This is a genomic window from Streptomyces pseudovenezuelae (assembly GCF_029892565.1).
Lineage (GTDB): Bacteria > Actinomycetota > Actinomycetes > Streptomycetales > Streptomycetaceae > Streptomyces > Streptomyces pseudovenezuelae_A.
Map to the genome: position 1 here is coordinate 13,006 of NZ_JARXVH010000042.1, position 15,734 is coordinate 28,739.

12 protein-coding genes and 1 pseudogene are annotated in these 15,734 nt (G+C 68.7%); all 13 read left to right on the forward strand.

Features of this window, described 5'->3' with window-relative positions; genetic code table 11:
* The first annotated feature begins 109 nt into the window (after positions 1-109).
* The 13 genes and pseudogenes from M2283_RS50195 to M2283_RS50255 all read left to right on the forward strand — a co-directional run bounded on the left by M2283_RS50195 (position 110) and on the right by M2283_RS50255 (position 15,695).
* On the forward strand, positions 110-1,009 hold the full coding sequence (locus tag M2283_RS50195; protein ID WP_280883335.1) for a radical SAM protein: 900 nt from the start codon (positions 110-112) through the stop codon (positions 1,007-1,009).
* A 16-nt stretch (positions 1,010-1,025) separates the two neighbouring features.
* The gene (locus M2283_RS50200; RefSeq protein ID WP_280883336.1) at positions 1,026-2,207 is read left to right on the forward strand and encodes a protein-L-isoaspartate O-methyltransferase family protein; all 1,182 of its coding nucleotides are present in this window, start codon (positions 1,026-1,028) and stop codon (positions 2,205-2,207) included.
* A 209-nt stretch (positions 2,208-2,416) separates the two neighbouring features.
* A complete protein-coding gene (locus tag M2283_RS50205; RefSeq protein WP_280883337.1) occupies positions 2,417-2,548 on the forward strand; it encodes a hypothetical protein in 132 nt (43 codons plus the stop codon).
* A 35-nt stretch (positions 2,549-2,583) separates the two neighbouring features.
* Entirely contained in the window at positions 2,584-3,240 is a 657-nt protein-coding gene (locus M2283_RS50210) for a M15 family metallopeptidase (RefSeq protein WP_280883338.1), read from the forward strand.
* 17 nt (positions 3,241-3,257) lie between these two features.
* Positions 3,258-5,570, forward strand: coding sequence for a methyltransferase, FxLD system (fxlM, locus tag M2283_RS50215; RefSeq protein WP_280883339.1), 2,313 nt, complete (start codon positions 3,258-3,260; stop codon positions 5,568-5,570).
* Positions 5,571-5,624: 54 nt separating this feature from the next.
* Positions 5,625-6,062: a hypothetical protein gene (locus M2283_RS52275; protein ID WP_432423255.1), complete on the forward strand. Its 438-nt coding sequence runs from the start codon at positions 5,625-5,627 to the stop codon at positions 6,060-6,062.
* On the forward strand, positions 6,059-7,096 hold the full coding sequence (locus M2283_RS50225) for a phosphotransferase enzyme family protein (protein WP_280883340.1): 1,038 nt from the start codon (positions 6,059-6,061) through the stop codon (positions 7,094-7,096). The genes M2283_RS52275 and M2283_RS50225 overlap by 4 nt, the downstream gene beginning before the upstream one ends.
* Complete coding sequence (locus M2283_RS50230) at positions 7,080-8,381, forward strand: MFS transporter (RefSeq protein WP_280883341.1); 1,302 nt, start codon at positions 7,080-7,082, stop codon at positions 8,379-8,381. Before M2283_RS50225 ends, M2283_RS50230 begins: the two co-directional genes overlap by 17 nt.
* Before the next feature lie 2 nt (positions 8,382-8,383).
* Positions 8,384-9,493 (forward strand): NUDIX hydrolase, encoded by a 1,110-nt coding sequence (locus M2283_RS50235; protein WP_280883342.1) that lies wholly within the window; start codon positions 8,384-8,386, stop codon positions 9,491-9,493.
* A 302-nt stretch (positions 9,494-9,795) separates the two neighbouring features.
* Positions 9,796-12,336: a DEAD/DEAH box helicase gene (locus tag M2283_RS50240; protein ID WP_280883343.1), complete on the forward strand. Its 2,541-nt coding sequence runs from the start codon at positions 9,796-9,798 to the stop codon at positions 12,334-12,336.
* Between the two features lie 660 nt (positions 12,337-12,996).
* Complete coding sequence (locus M2283_RS50245; RefSeq protein ID WP_280883344.1) at positions 12,997-13,215, forward strand: hypothetical protein; 219 nt, start codon at positions 12,997-12,999, stop codon at positions 13,213-13,215.
* 529 nt (positions 13,216-13,744) lie between these two features.
* A pseudogene (locus tag M2283_RS50250) lies at positions 13,745-14,437 on the forward strand (hypothetical protein); the annotation flags it as partial.
* A 532-nt stretch (positions 14,438-14,969) separates the two neighbouring features.
* Complete coding sequence (locus M2283_RS50255; protein WP_280883345.1) at positions 14,970-15,695, forward strand: hypothetical protein; 726 nt, start codon at positions 14,970-14,972, stop codon at positions 15,693-15,695.
* Positions 15,696-15,734 lie beyond the last annotated feature (39 nt).

Below are 15,734 nucleotides of genomic sequence, written 5' to 3' on the forward strand. Positions count from 1 at the left end.
TCACCTCTCGATCACAGGAGATCCGCGTGACAGACATGACGGTGCCAGACATCGCCGACCTGCCGACCGGCGTTGTCTGCGGAGGAATCTCCCCCGAAGGGAACGCCGCATGACGATCGCCCCCGAAACCCCGAGGACGCCAACGTCACTCATCCCCAGCGTCCTTGAGCTGGAGATCACCCGCCGCTGTCAGCTCACCTGCGCCTCGCACTGCTACGCCGAAGCGGGGCCGACGAGGGGGCACGGCGCCATGACCGGCGACATCTGGAAGCGGGTCATCAGCGAGGCCGCCGCGCTTGGCGTCAAGAAGGTTCAATTCATCGGGGGCGAGCCCACGCTCCACCCCGATTTCGCCGACCTCGTGGAACACGCTCTCTGGGAAGGGCTCAACGTTGAGGTGTATTCGAACCTGTATCGCGTCCGCCTTGAACACTGGCGCCTTTTCACCCGGCCCGGCGTCACCCTGGCTACCTCGTACTATGCCGACACCGACGAGGGACATGACCAGGTGACCGGCCGCCAGGGCTCCCATGCCGCGACCCGCGCGAACATCATCGAGGCGCACCGGCGAGGTATTCACCTGCGGGTGGGGATCGTTGACGTCCTCCACGGGCAGCGCGTCGGCCAGGCCCGCGAGGAGCTGGAAGCGCTCGGCATCACGGACGTGCACACCGATCGGGTTCGTGGCGTCGGCAATGCGATCGAGGGTGGTGGTCTGCCGTCCACGTCCGCGCTGTGCGGCCGGTGCGCCCACGGCATTGCCGCGATCCTGTCGGACGGGAGGGTGACCCCGTGCGTGCTGGGCCGTTTCCTACCAGCAGGGCAGGTCCAAGACACCACACTGGACCGGGTGTTCGCCTCGCAGCAGTGGCAGCAGATCGCCGCGAGTATCCCGGCCAGCCGCCACGACCCGTGCGGTCCCGACTGCGGTCCCAACGACGACAGCCAGGGCGGCGGCGGAACCTGTAGTCCCGCCGAAGACGAGGTCTTCCCGAGCCGGGCAAGCTGAAAGGAACACCCCCTTGATGGACTGGGAATCAGCAGCGCGACGGCTTGCCGCCGAGACCGTGATCCGGCCCGAGTCTCGCTGGTATCAGCCGCTGGCCACCACGCCGAGGCACCTGTTCGTGCCCCGTTGGTGGACCAGGACCACCAGCAACGACGCCATGCAGGCGTGGGAGCTGCGCGACGGTGCCGGCGACACCGACGCGTGGCTGCGGGAGGTCTACGCCGACACCACGCTCGTCACCCGTGTCGGCCCCCACCACGCCGACCACGCCGAGACGGGCCAGACCCTCCCCGGACAAAAGGCCCTGCGTTCCACCTCGTCCTCCACACTGCCCACGCTGGTGTTGCTGATGTACCGGGCCGCGTTCCTCACGGACACCTCCCGCCTGCTGGTGACCACCGGCAGCGGCTACGGCACCGCCCTGGCCTGTGCCCGTCTCGGCGAGGAGCAGGTCACGAGCGTGGACGTCGATCCGTATCTGGTGCAGGCGGCGCGCGAGCGGCTGTCCACTGTCGGCCACCATCCGCGGGTCCAGGTCTGCGACCTCACTGGGCCCCTGCCCGACGGAGGCTACGACCGCATCGTCTCCACCGTCGCCGTGCCCACCGTGCCCCTCTCGTGGCTGACGGCGCTCGCCCCCGACGGACGGCTGGTGACCACCCTCGCCAACACCGGGCTGATCATCGTCGCGGACAAGACCCCCGACGGCGGCGCCGTCGGGCACGTCGCACCGGAGGCGGCCGGCTTTATGACAGCACGCCACAGCGAGGACTACGACGACACCTTCCCGGACAACCCCCAGGTGTGGCAGACCGCCCAGCACGCCGAGGGCGAGAGAGTCACCACCAGCCGCTATCCGCTGATGTACGTGCCGGACACGTGGGACGTGCGCTCCACTCTCGAACTCCTCGTGCCCGGCATCGACCATCGCCAGCACACGACGGACGACGGAACCCGCACCCTCTACATGCTCCACGCGGACGGCTCCTGGGCCCGCGCCACAGCTGCAAAACGCGGGGACTCCCCGACCGTTCACCAGAGCGGCCCGCGTCGCTTGTGGGACGAGCTGGACCGCATCCGCACATGGCTCGCGGTAGACGGCGACCTCCCCATCCGCGGCGCCACGGTGACCATCGCCCCCGACGGGACGGCCACGTTCTCGCGTAGAGGCTGGTCAACCACCGTTCCGCATCACTGACCAGAAGCCGACACACCAGCTCAAGAAAGGCTCTGCGCACCGGCTGACCCTGCCAAGAAGCAGCCAGCGCGCGCAGAGCGACACCACCCATCCCATATCCAGTTCGGCACCGCCGTCGGGCTGCCTGATCTGGTCGAACGCGGTCAGCGGACCCTCAGGCGTCTGCGTACCGCGACTACCTCGCCCACCCGATCTCCTAAGGGTGTCTGGTGAATCGTGACGTTCCCGCTGGCCTGGAGCTGGCCGACTGGCAGCCCTTGATGCCACCGCAGGACTTCGCGCGCCTGAGCGCCGTGATGGAGGCCCGCCGCTCCGGCGTGGCCGCCTACTTCGACACGTAGAACTGGGGTACCGAGTGAACGCTGGCATCGTGCTGATGTCCGACGCGAGAGTGGCTGCGATCCCTCTCCAGGAATGCGGCGAAGGTCTGGTCGACGTCCGTGCCCACGGCCTCCATGTCGATGGTCGCAAGCATGACGCGGCCGGCGCCTTCGCCCTTGTGCGGCAGGGCGTCCTCACCCGACTGCTGCACGCGCAGTCGCTTCTGCCCGTCGGCGTATTGCTGCTGTTCGTGGAGGGCTACCGGCCACTGGCTCTGCAGCGGCGCTACTTCGAGGAGTACTGCAGCGAGCTGGCCCGCGCGCACCCCAATTGGCTTGCCGCCGACCTTCGCGCGGGGGCGAGTCGCTTCGTGTCGCCTCCGGAGATCGCGCCGCACTCTGCCGGGGCGGCTGTCGACGTGACGCTCATCGACGACCAGGGACGCGAGCTGGACATGGGCACCCGCGTCAACACCAGCCCCGAGAAGAGCGCAGGCGCCTGCTACACCGACGCTCCCGGTCTCAGCGACCAAGCCCGAACCAACCGGACCACTCTCAAGACCGCGCTGTCCGCAGCCGGACTGATCAACTACCCGACCGAGTGGTGGCACTGGAGCTTCGGCGACCGGTACTGGGCGCTGCAGACAGGACAGCCTGCCGCCCGGTACGGGCCCATCGCATTGCCGCAGCAGCACAAACCCGCCAGCCGTTAACGCACGAGGAGCGATCTGTGGGATACACCCGGACCGACTGGTCCGAGCACTACGCCGGCGGCCGCGGTTTCCGGCGGCTGGGGGACGAGGAGAAGGGTCTGCTCGTCGAGCATGCCCCAGCACCGGAAAACGGCCGGGCGCTCGAGGTCTGCTGCGGGACCGGTGAGCTGGCCGTCTATCTGGCCTCGCTCGGCTACACCGTCGACGCCGTCGACTTCGCCGAGGGCGCCGTGGAGCGGGCCCGCACGGAGCACGCCGCCGCACCGGGCGTGCGCTGGCTGTGCCTGGACGTCGAGCACGACGACCTGGCCGGACTCGACGGCGGCTACGCCCTGATCACCATCCGGCTGTCCGTCGCCTTCATCCGCGATCGGGCCCGGGTCCTGCGCCGCCTGGCCGCCCTTCTGCGCGAGGACGGGACGCTCGTCATCATCACCCCCGTCGCGGACAGCACCCCGGAAGAGCGGCGCCACATCGCACTGGACGAGCACGAACTCGCAGCGCTCACCGACGGGTTCACCAAGGTTGAGCGGTTCGACGCCGAGGGACTGGCCGTGCTTCTCCTGCGTGGCCAGGGCGGGTCATTCAGCGCCGAGGAGAAGCGCCGGCCCGATCCGCAGGCCGTGTTCGGCGCTGCGGTGGTCGTCACCGACTCCTTCGGGAGGGTCCTGCTGGGCCGCTCGACCCGGGGCATGTGGGAACTGGCCGGCGGACGGATCGAGACGGGCGAAAGTGCGCCGGCCGCGGCCGTGCGGGAGTTGTTGGAGGAGAGCGGGCTGATCGCGCGCGCGGAGGACAGCGCCGTGGTGACGGTCCTGCACGACGACCGGCTGGACCTGCGCCGGGTCACCGCCGTCGTCCGGGTGAGCAGCTGGAGCGGTGAACTCGGCCTGCCGGAACCTCACCGTTTCGTGCGCTGGGAGTGGCACAACCTGTACGACCTGGCCAGCCTCGGGAAGATCTTCGCGCCCTCGGCGCAGGCACTGTCCGCGGTGTGGCCCGGGGTGTTGCCCGGGCTGACGCCGATCCATTCCTATCCGTGTACCGGCGTCGTCCCGCCGGTGCCCGGCGAGCCGGCCGAGGCCGTCCGGCTACGGACACGGATGGCGGACACGGTGATCGGGGAGGGCTGGGCTCCCTCTCCGAGGGTTCAGGCCGCGCTGCGCGCGGTCCCGCGGCACAGGTTCGTTCCTGAGGTCTTGCTGGAAAGGGCCTACCACGACGACCTCGCCGTGGTGACGGTCCGGGATTCCGACGAGTCGGCGGTCAGCTCCGTGTCGGCGGCCTGGCTGCAGGCCGACATGATCGAACAGCTGCAGCTGGAACCGGGCATGACCGTGCTGGAAGTCGGTGCCGGCGGGTACAACGCCGAACTCGTCGCTCATGTCCTCGGGCGGCGCGGCCGCGTCATCACTGTGGACCTCGATCCGTACGTGGTGCACCGCACCGCACGGCTGTGCGCGGAAGCCGGCAGCGGCCGGGTGACCGCCGTCCTGGGCGATGGCTGCCTCGGCGCACCGGACCATGTTCCATCGTGCGGTTTCGACGGCATCGTGATCACCCACAACGCAACCGACGTCGCCCCGGCCTGGCGGGAGCAACTGGCCGACGGGGCCCGGCTGGTCGTGCCGATGGAGATCGGCGGCTACAGCCGCAACATCACCCTGGCCCGGCACGGGGACAACCTTCACGCGGAGCACTGGACGTTCTGTGGATTCGTACGGGACCGGGGTGCCGCGGGCGGCTGTGCCCCGGCCGTCGACCTGGCCGGCGGCGAGGTGAGCGTGCGATGGCCGGACGGTGCCCCCGGCGACACCACCGGACTCGAAGACGCCCTGCACGGCGTGCGGCACGAACTCGCAACCGGTGTCGTCCTTCCCGGCCAGACCAGCTTCGAGACCCTGCAGATCTATGCCGCGACCACCCTGCCCGGGTTCTGCCGGCTCACCGTCCCCAAGGCGTCGAAGCTCGTGGCGCAGCAGGACGCCGCCGCGGTGATCGCCGACGGCTCCCTCGCCTACCTGACCAGCGTCCAGTCCCACAAAGGCGCCACGCCCGCCGACTCCCGCTGGGAGTTCTTCATCCACGCCTACGGACCGGCCGCACGGGCCGTGGCCGAGCGCTTGGCCACCTGTGTGCGGGCATGGGACCGTCACGTGCGCCACGCCGGCTATCCGGGCCTGACGGTTCACCCCGCCGCTACCCCGGACGATGAACTCCCGCCTGGCGACGTGCTCGACAAGCCCTCCTCCCGCCTGGTCTTCCAGTGGCCGGGGCGTATCCCGTCCGGGGCCCAGGTCCTGGTCCCGGCGGTCGGTCAGCGTGAGTGACTCCCCCTACCAGGCCGTCGTCCGTCCCCGGCGTGAGAAATGAGGTCCCTGCCCGTGGAAACTTCCACGTCCCCGCCTGTTTCCGGGGTGCCGTCCGTGCTCGGCGTCTTCTCACACCCCGACGACGAGAGCCTGCTCGCCGGCGGGGTCCTCGCGCGGCACGCCGCCGCCAGCGCCTGCACGGCGGTCGTCACCGCGACCTGGTGCCCGGACAGCACGCGGGCCGCCGACCTCGCCGTGCTCCACGAACGGATCGCCTCGGCTCGGGCACTGGGCGAGGACCCGCAGCGCGCCGCGCGGATCCGCGCCTACGGGCTGCGGCGCCTGGACGACTACCGTCACGCGGCCGAGACCTGGCTCCACACCGGCGGGTATGTCGTCGACACCAGCACACTCACCCGCAAACGGACGCTCACCGCTGCCCTTGACCACCTTCGACAAGGAGAACCCGCCGTATGCGCAGAGTCGGTGTCCGGGAGGGAACTGCAGTGACGGGAAGCGAGGAACTGGTCGCCCTGGTCGCGGGAACGCTGAGTAGGGCGTACGGCATCCAGCCCGCACAGGTGGCGCAGATCCCGGAGGGAACGAACACCCGCAACTTTCGCGTGGCCGACCGCGACGGCTGCCTGTGGTTCGCCAAGGTCTACCCCGGCCATCAGCTGCTGGAACGAGAGCTGCCGGCGGTGGAACTCGCCGAGTTCGCGCGCGAGGGCGGGGCCCCGGTGCCCGCCGTCCTGCGGACGCGCGAAGGGGATCTCATCGAGGCCCGTGGCCGGGTGGTGATGTCCCTGTGGACCTACCTGCCTGACGCGGAGACTGCGGAGGGCGCCCTGGCCGGCGAACGCTGGCCGGCCGTCGGTGCGACGGCCGGTCAACTCCACCGTCTTCTCGCCGACCACCCAGCGGCCCGCCCGGTGCAGCAGCCGGGGGCCGGTGTCTGCGATCTGCCGGGCAACCAGGCGCGCTTCGAGCGCATGATCACCTCTTACGGCAGCAGGCCGGAGTCCGGCGAGTTCGAGAGGTGGGCGCTGGAGGCGTGCCGGGAGCGGCTGGCCGTGTTCGGCAGGCTCGCAAAGTTGCTGGAGGCCTTGCCGGAGCTGACGGTGCAGATCCTGCACGGGGATCTGGCCTCCCCGAACGTGCTGCTGCGAGGGGAGAAGGTGGCCGGCATCGTCGACTTCCAGGCGCCGAAGGCCCGTTACACCGCTTGGGAGATCGCGCGGATCGGCTGCGACCCGCGCTCGCTGCTGCGCGGGGGGGAGGCGTGGTTGCCGGGCCTGTCTCGGCTCCTGGCCGCCTACCGAGACGTCCATCCCGGCGCGCGGTGGGAGGACCTGCTCGCCGTGGTGGTCGTCGGCTGCGTGTCCATGCTGGCCTCGACGTACCCGTTGGCGCAGCACCTGGACGCGCCCGAGGAGATGACCGCGCCGCTGGAGGTCTACGCGCGGGCCCGCCACGAGGCCGCCCTGATGCTGCTGGACCGGCTGGACGAGGCGCAGGAGGTGCTGCGTGACGGCCTCCGATGAACCCCTGCCCCGCACTACCCCCGCCTCACCGCCCACGGCCGAGGAACGGGTGGGCCGGGATCTGACGCTGTACAACAACGGGCTCGCGGTCGGGGTGCTGGGCGGTGCGATCTCTTCGGTCGCGCTGCCGAGCCTGGCGCTGATCACGCTGAAGGCGTCGCCGTTCGAGATGAGCGTGCTGTATGCGGCTCAGCGGTTCCCGCCCGCCGTCACAGCCCTGTTCGGTGGCGCGGTGGTCGACCGGCACCCCAAGCTCGCCCTGCTGACCTGGGGCAAAGCCGCCGGCGGTGTCCTGCTGCTGATGGTGCCGCTCGGCGCTTTCCTGGGCTTTTTGTCGCTGCCGCTGCTGTGCGTCGTCGGCTTGCTGCTCGCGGCCGTCAACGACGTTTCCTCCACAGCCGGCATCAGCTACCTGCCCTCAATCGCCAAGGGCGAGCGCCTGGCGGCGGCCAACTCGAAGTTGGGCGCTCTGTTCTCCTTCACCGACGCCGCGGGCAGCTACCTGGCGTCCGCACTGATCGCGCTGCTGGGCACGAGCCGGGCGGTCCTCGCCGACGTCGCCTCGTACGCCGTCAGCGCCTGGTGCATGACGCAGATCCGTACCCCGGAGCCGCCGCCGCGGCCCCAGCCCGAGGGCAGCACGCTGCTGGGCGAGATCCGTGAGGGGCTCGCCTACACGATCCGGCACCCGGTGCTGTGGCCGGTGGTGAAAGCGAACACCGCCCTCGCGCTCGCGCTGACGGCATGGGATGTGCTCTTCCTCATCTACGTCGTGCGCCAGTTGCAGTGGTCCCCGGTGGTCCTCGCGGTGGTGATGGGGTGCGCGAGCGTCGGCGGCGTGGCCGGTGCGCTGGCGGGCCGGCGCCTGGCGCAGCCGTACGGCACCTGGTGGGGGGTGGGCCCGTTGCTGCTGTGCGCACTGGCCCTGCAGCCGCTCGTGCTGGTGCCGGTGCTGTTCGCCGGCCCGGGCCTGGGCTGGCAGGTCGTCATCGGCGGATGCGTGACCGCCCGGTTCATGGGGGCGACCGCGCACGGCTCGACCCAGCGCTCGGTGCGTCAGGGCGTGTGCAAGGCCCGCTTCCAGGGGCGCCAGCACGCGGTCGGCACGTGGCTGACGCTCGGGCCCCGTTTCCTGAGCGCGCTCGCAGCGGGCGGGCTCGTTTCCGTGATCGGCCTGCTCCCGTCGATGAGCGCGGCGGCGCTCGCCACGTCCGGCGGGTTCATCGTCCTGCTGCTGTCCCCCATCCGTCGCCTTCGGGCCATGCCCACCTCTACCGGAGCGTGACCATGAACGACACCGACAACGTCCCCGCCCCTCCCGATCCGGCCCCGGCCTCGACCACCGCGATGCCGCCGGCCGCCTACGGCGCGTCCCGGGCGGCCCTGTGGACGGCGGTATCCGTGCTGTTCACCGACGAGCGCGGGCGCGTGCTGCTCGAGTCGCTCGACTACCGCGACACCAAGCTGCTCCCCGGCGGCGGGATGGAGGCGGGCGAGGCTCCGTCGGCCGCACTGAACCGCGAGGTACACGAGGAGCTCGGTCTCACCTCCGCGTTTCCCCACTGCCTCGCGGTGGACTGGGTTCCGCCGACCGCGCCCGGACTCCACCCGGACATGCGGTTCCCCGGCGAGTGCGTCTTCGTCTACGACGGCGGCACCCTCAGCAGCGGCCAGATCCGTTCCCTGAGTCCTCCCGGCCGGGAAGTCACCGGCGTTCACTGGGTGGAACCGGCGTTGCTGAGCGAGCACATGGCCTCGGGGGACGCCCGCCGCGCCCTGGCCGCGCTGCGCGCGCGGATCAACGGCAGCGGCGCCGCCATCCTCGAAGACGGATATCCCAGCGCCCCCAGTGTCCTTGATGAGCTGCAGGTCTTGCGGATACCCCGCAAGCCTCAGCTGTGGCCGTGGCGCACCGGTCCAGTGCCCTCCGAGTTGACCGTCATCCAGTGCTGGGGGTGGATCTTCGCGCCGGACGGCCGAGCCTTGGTGCTACTCGGCGAGGACACCGGTTCCACCTGTCTGCCCGGCGGCCGCCCAGAGAAAGCCGATGACCAGGACCTGGCGGCAGTCCTTGCCCGGGAGACAGCCGAGGAGGCACAGATCCGTATCGGCTCCCCGGTCGCGGTCGGCTACCTGCACGACGACGCTGGCTCCGGCGCCCGGGTCCGGATGGCGGCGGCCTTCACGCACTGCGCCCCGGTGGCGTCCGACCCGGCGACCCAGCAGACCTACAGCCGTCTCCTGGCCACACCCGAGCAGATCGCCGAACTGTTCGACTGGGGTCCTGGCGGGCGGGAACAGCTCGCAGCGGTGCACGCGGCCCGGGAACAGCTGGGGCTGCCCGCTGCTCGGCGCCAACCGGTCACCGAACTCCCCCGCGACGGAGGCTGGCTGTGACCCACCCGCCTGGCCTTGCGCTCTTCGCATCGCAGGCATCTGGGTGGCGAGCATGGACGGAGACAGTGCGGAGTCACCGACCTGGGGGAACTCCGGGCGGGAGCGGATGGTGGAAGCGGCGGCACGGCACCGACCTCGGCACCCGCCTGCCTGCGACCGCACCGGCCAAACGGTGAACTCCGCGACAACAACGCGTCGCCCACCACCGGTCAGCCTCGATGCCACCAGGGCCAGCCCACCTCACGGCAGACGGCGTCGACGAGGCGCCCACCCCCACTACGACGAAAGCAGAGAATTCGAAAGTGGCGTTGACAGCACCACCCATGTGGCAACACCAGCAAGAGGCGTTGAAGGACCTGGAGGCAGAACTCTCTTCGGCAAGACGCGTCACCAACATCATGGCGTGCGGCACCGGGAAGACCCGGGTCGGAGCCGAAACAGCACAGTTGGTGTCACCGTCCGAGCCGGTGCTGATCGTGGTTCCCACGCTCGACCTGATTGCCCAGGCGCTCTCCGCCTGGCTGGAGGCGCTGGGGCGTGAGGCGCTGGGCCACGTCATCGCGGTGTGTGGCGACAGCGAGGTAACGGACCGCGAGACGGCCGATGACCTGGCTGCCCTTCAGATCGACGTCACCTCCGACCCCGGCCGACTGGCGGACCTGCTGCGCACGAGGCGGGGACGCAGCACCGTGGCCATCACTTATCAGAGCCTGCCGAAGCTAGTCGACTCACACCGGTACCCAGGTGTGCAGCCATGGAAACTGATCGTGGTCGACGAGGCTCACCGCTCGGCCGGACTCAAGAACCGACCGTGGTCGGTCCTGCACGACGACGACCTGGTGCCCGCGATCAAGCGCCTCTACATGACGGCGACACCACGCCTGGTGAGCGTGCGCGACGGCGATCTGTCCGAGGTCGTCAGCATGGACGACGAACGAGTCTTCGGCCGTGTCGGGCACCGGCTGACCTTCGCGAAAGCCCGGGAACGCAAACTCCTGGCCGACTACCGCTTCATCGTCTCCATCGTCACAGACGAGGAGATGCACCGACTCGCCACCGAGCGCGACGCCAGCACCTTCCTGCAGCTTGGTCGATCCGCAATGTCCGCGACCATGCTGGCACGTCAGGTTGCAGTTCTGCGGGCAGCACGCGAGTTCAAGGTCCAGCGCATGCTCACCTATCACCGTCTGGTGGCCGACGCACGCTGGTTCGCCCAGACTCTGCCCGCGGCGGACGCGTTGCTCGGGCTGGCGGACACGCTGACGACTGGCTTCGTCCGCGGTTCCCAAAACCGGGCACAGCGTCGAGCCGAACTCGGAAAGCTGGCGAACGAGAGCCTCGACCGGGTGGTCATCTCCAACGCCCGGGTCCTCTCGGAAGGCTACGACGCACCGGCCGTGGACGGTGTCGCCTTCATCGACCCCCGGAAGTCCACGATCGACACCGTTCAGGCAATCGGCCGCGCGCTGCGCCTGGGCGGCAAGACCGACAAAACGGCGTACATCTTTGTCCCGGTACTGCTGGAACCTGGCCAGGACCCCGTCAGTGCCCTGCAAGGCTCCGCGTACGCCCCTGTCTGGCAGGTGGTCAGCGCGTTGGCTGCCCATGACGAGGCTCTCGGCGCGGAGCTGGAGGCCCGGCGCCGCGACTTGGGCAGGGACTACCAGCCCGGGAAAGCCCTCATGGAGCTGCCGGCGTGGCTCCAGGTTCACGGCATACCAGTACCCCACCGGTTCGCTCAGGCGATCACGGTGAAGGCGATCCGCTCCACCACCCCCTCGTGGGAAGAGCATGTCGGGGCGGCTGCCGCCTACGCCGACCAGCACGGCGACCTGCTGGTCCGGACTGACTTCGTCACCGAGTCCGGGCTGGCCCTGGGACAGTGGATCTGCTGGGTCCGCACGCTCAACATCGACGGCAGCCTGTCCCCGGCTCGGCGTGCCCAGCTCGACGAGATCGGCATGATCTGGGACGTCCCTGACGAGCGCTGGACGCGAAGACTCGAAGCCGCTGCCAAATACCGTGCCGAGCACGGCGACCTGCGCATCCCGCACAGCTACGTAACACCCGGGCCCGACCCGATCCGCCTCGGCGTCTGGATCATGAGCCTGCGAGATCGGCAAGAAGAGTTGTCCGATCGGCGGCGGAAGGAGCTGGACGAGCTGGGCATGGTGTGGACCTCGATGACCGCGGAGGAATGGAAGCAGGGCATGCAAGCGGCCCGCGCCTACCACCAACGGCATGGTCACCTTCATGCCCCGCGCGACCATGTCGAAGAATCCCAGGACGACTCCGAAGGCTTCCCTCTGGGGCTGTGGCTGGTAGGCAGGCGTATCAAGCACAAGAGGATGTCGCCGGAGAAGCGTGCCGAACTCGATGCTCTGGGAATGACGTGGAGCCTGCGGGACGACTCGTGGAGCCGACATTTCGAGGCAGCGCAGGCTTACCACAGCCGGCACGGCAACCTCGACATGCCAGCAAAGCACGTCGAGCATCTGCCCACTGGTGACGTCCGCCTCGGAGCATGGCTGTGTCGCCAACGCCGTGCAATAGACGCTGGCAGGCTCAACGCCGAACACACTGCGGCACTCGACGGCCTGGGGGTGAACATACGAGCCTCTGAGCGGGCCTGGCAGCAGGGTCTCGCCGTCGCACGCCTCTACCACGCGGAATTCGGCAGCCTGCACATGCGGGCAAAGCAGACATTCACAGACTCCGATGGAGCAGAATTCAAACTCGGACCCTGGATCCGAAGAGTACGTGATCGCCGAACCCACGGAAGACTGACGCCCAATCAAATTTCGGAACTCGACGAGCTCGGAATGAATTGGAACGTCAATTAGGTACTTGGTGAGTCAACTTCACCAAAGTCGGGCCCCGGAACGACGGACTGCCGCGCCACGCGGCAGTCGTGGTTGCGATCGGCGCCCTCCATCTGTTGCCGTGGCGAAGCACCAGCCACCGCCCTGCAGCCCGAGCAAGCTCGCCCCAAGGTTCGAAACGCTATCGGTCCGGAGAATCTACAAGGGTGCGCAGATGAGCCATGACGTCCCGTCAGTAGACCGCGACGCTCAAGCCATCGCGTGGCGAGACGAATGAAGGCGGACCAGCGGAAGCTCACGGGCCCAGAGTATGAACGGTTCCGATCCCCAAACAGGGTTCTCTCCCTGGGCATGGGGGGTGTCTGCTGCGGTCACCTCCGCGTGTGCGGAGCATGTTCCGCTCCCTGGCGCGCAGCGTCCAAGGGCGATACCCCCGCGTCGGCGGGGAAGAGTTCAGGGTCATGATGGCACACGCTCGCCGGGCTGCCGTCCGTGCTGACCTGGTACCGGCTCAGGCCGCGTAGTCGAGGAAGTCGGCTACTGCGGGGATGTGTTGGTGGTCTGCGAGTTGGTCGCGGAGGTTGCCGAGCGTGGTGGTGGTGCGGGCGGAGTCGACGCCACCCAGGGCCTCGGTGGCTCTTCCCGGGCATGGTCCCGGGCAAGCCAATCTCGACGCACGCCATGACCCAGAAACTGGGCCGCCACGGCATCCCGGTCCGCACTGCCCGCAACGCGGCACTGGCCGCCCTCGCTGCCGATCTCCCCAGCCCGATCCTCGCCGACGTAACCGGGATGCACCGCCACACCGCACTCCGCTGGGTCGCCTACGCCCGACGCGACTGGGCCGAATACCTCGCCGCCCGCATCGAAGGCGAGGCCAACAAGCGGCAGGAGAATTGACACATCGTTCGACGCTGGGCGGCTGGTGGGTGGCTCGCGACCGGTGAAAACCATGGCTGCGGGTCACCGGATGAGGTTGCGGAGTACGGGGACGCTACTACCAGCGCTGGCCATTCCGGCAATGACAGCGGCGGCTACAGGGACCTTCGTGAGCACGGTGAGGCCGCCAATGATGATGCCGATGAGGAGCGCGGCGAGTAGGACAACGGCGCTGTGCAGGGACAGGAAGGACTGCGAGACGGGTGAGGGCTCGCCCGGGGTAGACGGGTTGACGGACTGCCGATTTTGAGAGGTTGCCATGCCTCGATGGTGAAGGTGTCCAGAGCTGTGACCTGCATGGCCCGAACAAATCTGCAGAGATCCGAACAGCAGCAAAGATGCTGCCGCCCAACCTCCGCGTTCTGTCCCGTTCGGGCGTGTTCGGTCGAATTCGGCGATGTTCGGTCCAGAGCATTCGGCCAGGTGATCTCGCTGACAAGATGGGCCGATGAGCACGGCTGAGCACGTGGGAGACCAGGGCGGCGCGCTGACGGAGGCTGCGGAGGAGCACCTGAAAGGGGCGCAGGCAAAGGCCACTCATACGATCACGAAGATCACGGCCGAGGTTGGCAAGCTACTCACCGAGGCGCAGCAGCAGGCCCACAACACCACCGCCGACGCGGAGGCTCAGGCCGACGCCATGGTGGGCGCGGCCCGAAAGGAGGCCGACCGGCTGGTGTCTGAGGCGAACGCGCGCGTGGGCGAGATCGAGGCGTTGCACGAGCGGGCTCGCCGTGAGTCGGCGGAGAGCATGAAGTCGACCGGCTACCGCTGCGACGCGCTCATCAAGGCCGCCGAGGAGCAGCTGGCCAAGGCGCAGGCGAAGGCCGGGGAGCTGGTCTCGGAGGCCAATTCGCAGGCGGGCAAGGTCCGCATCGCCGCGGTGAAGAAGGCCGAGCTGCTCCTGAAGGAGGCCGAGCAGAAGAAGTGGGCGCTCGTACGGGAGGCCGAGGAGCTCAAGGAGGAGGCGATCCGCGAGGCCAGGCACACGGTCGAGGAAGGAAGACGCGAGCTAGAGATCCTGATGCGCCGCCGTGAGGACATCAGCGCCGAGATCTCCCGTGTCCAGGACGTCCTGGAGGCGTTGGAGTCCTTCGAGGCCCCGCCAGCAGGCAAGGGCAATGGAGTCAAGGAAGCCCCTGCCGCGAGCGCAGCTCCGTCGGATGGCGAACCGTCAGAGGCCCAACCGCGCCTTCACATCAAGGCAGTTACAGCTGTGAACGCTACCCAGTCGGATGGCAAGTCGTCCGAAGGTGGATCAAGCTACTACGAGGACGAGCTGAGGCGGATGGCGGGCCGCCTGGGGCAACTGCGGGTGGAGCGAGGCAACCCGTCGATGCGGGTGATCGAAGCTCGAGCGAAGCAGTTGTTCGGGGAAAAGGCAGTCCTGCCGATCGCGACGCAGAGTGCCGCCTTCAACGCCAAATATGTTGGCCCGGACAAACTGATGTGGCTCGTGCGCACTTTGCTCTCCTGGGATGAATATGGTGAGGAATGTCCCCCTCCCGACCATCGATCAGACCAACTGTTCGAGTGGCGCGCCCAATGGGTGCTCGTCACTAAGCTGCGACCACCACGGCGACGTCGAGCTCCGGCAACGCCTGCGCCTGACTCCCCTTCTGGCTAGTAGTCAATAAGCAGCTGATGCCACCCCGCCACAGGCAAGGGTTCTTGAGGGAATAGTGCACGGTCGGAATAACTCCCTCCCGCCAGTAGTGCGGGAACTCAGCCGGGATTGCGCGTTCACCGAGCCGGGCGACGACGGCCGCCTCCGCTACAAGATCCGCGGACGCGTCTACAAGCACCGCAAGCTCAGCGGGGACGAGGCCGAGTGGGTCGTGCTGGAGATCGTCCACCAGGCCATCGAGGTGCTCCGGGCGATCAACAACTGCCCGCAGTACCTGTTCGGCTGGGGCCCTCGGGAGACCGGCTTCGCACTGATGCGGGCCATCCCCGGACGGCTCCGCCGCTTCAGGGACCACCTCAATGATCTCTTCAGCACCGACGAGGGGCTGTTCGTCCCCAACGACACCAGCGCGGTCGAACTCGATGATGACCCGGACGCCGACGACCCCGACGGAGAGGAAGACGCCGACACCGAGGAAGTTGCAGCGGAGGACGGCGAGGGTGTGCCGTGGGCCTTCACCACGGTCCAGTTCCGAAGGACTGTGGCCTGGCATATCGCGCACCAGCCGTTCGGCGTCGTCGCCGGAACACGACAGTACCAACATGCCCGAACTGTCATGTTTGAGGGGTATGCCGGGACATCGGAGTCCGGGTTCGCCGCGGAGGTCGCCAGCAACGAAGCGGCCGCCCGGCTGGACTACCTCGAAGACCTCTACCGGGACTGGAACGACGGCGGCGCTTCCTCCGGCGGGGCCGCTGAGAAGCTGTGTCACATCCTCTTTTTGCAGCTCACATGGCATGAGGGATGGTGGTGATCCGGCTTACCGTTCGGTTGGGCGTCGATGGTCGCCATT